Origin of the sequence: Hymenobacter plasmatis (assembly GCF_020711255.1) — a bacterium.
Taxonomy (GTDB): Bacteria; Bacteroidota; Bacteroidia; order Cytophagales; family Hymenobacteraceae; genus Hymenobacter.
In genome coordinates, this window is the sequence record NZ_JAJFAW010000064.1 from 1 (window position 1) to 866 (window position 866).

At 65.4% G+C, this 866-nt stretch carries 1 protein-coding gene; it reads left to right on the forward strand.

Going from position 1 to position 866, the window contains the following annotated elements; translation table 11 throughout:
* The first annotated feature begins 82 nt into the window (after positions 1-82).
* Complete coding sequence (locus tag LJ738_RS21140; RefSeq protein WP_227788341.1) at positions 83-850, forward strand: IS5 family transposase; 768 nt, start codon at positions 83-85, stop codon at positions 848-850.
* The last annotated feature ends 16 nt before the right edge of the window (positions 851-866 follow it).

Sequence of the window (866 nt, forward strand, 5' to 3'; positions counted from 1 at the left end):
AGAGCGTGTTGGGGATTTTAGCAGGGCAAAAAGAAACGAGTCAGTAAGTTGCAAGGGGAGTTCCTAGGCTCCGCTTCGCATTATGGTTGACGGCTATCAACCCCTTACTGACCCGCAGTGGCAAGTTATGGCCCCGCTGCTGCCCCTGCAACGCAAACGCCGCCTGTGCCTGCGGCAAGTAATTGACGCCGTGCGCTACATCTGCCGCACGGGTTGTCAGTGGCGGGCTTTGCCGGCCGGTTTCCCGGCCTGGACGGCGGTCTACTACTATTTTCGGCGCTGGCAGCAAAACCAGACCTGGGTCCGGCTCAACGAGGCGGTGAACCGGGCCGACCGCCTGGCCGCCGACCGGGCCGCCACCCCCTCGCTCGTGTGCGTGGACAGCCAAAGCGTCAAGCTGGCGCCGCGCATTTTCGAGCACCGGGGCACGGACGGCGGCAAACGGGTGAACGGGCGTAAACGCCAGCTGGTCACTGACGTGGAGGGCCGCATCTTCGCCTGCCGCGTCCACGCGGCCAACGGCCACGACGGGGCGCAGGCCCAGGCGCTGCTGGCCACCGGCCTGAGCTGGGGCGGGCGCTTGCAAACGGTGGTCACCGACAAGGGCTACCGGGGCCGCTTCGCGCGCCACCTGCGCGCCTGCGGATGGGCGCACCAGTTGGGCAGCCGCCCGCCTTCGGCCCGCGGCTTTGTGCCGGTCGCCAAACGCTGGGTCGTGGAGCGCACCTTCGCCTGGCTCAACTACTTCCGTCGGCTGGCAATCGACTACGAATTCACGCCCGCCAGCCACGAAACTTGGTTGCTGATTGCCAACTCAACCATGTGCCTCAATAGGTTACACCCCAACTAATTCCCCAACACGCTCT

Coding starts and splice junctions, on each gene's coding strand:
- LJ738_RS21140 (WP_227788341.1), top strand. CDS start 83: ATGGTTGACGGCTATCAACCCCTTACTGACCCGCAGTGGCAAGTTATG.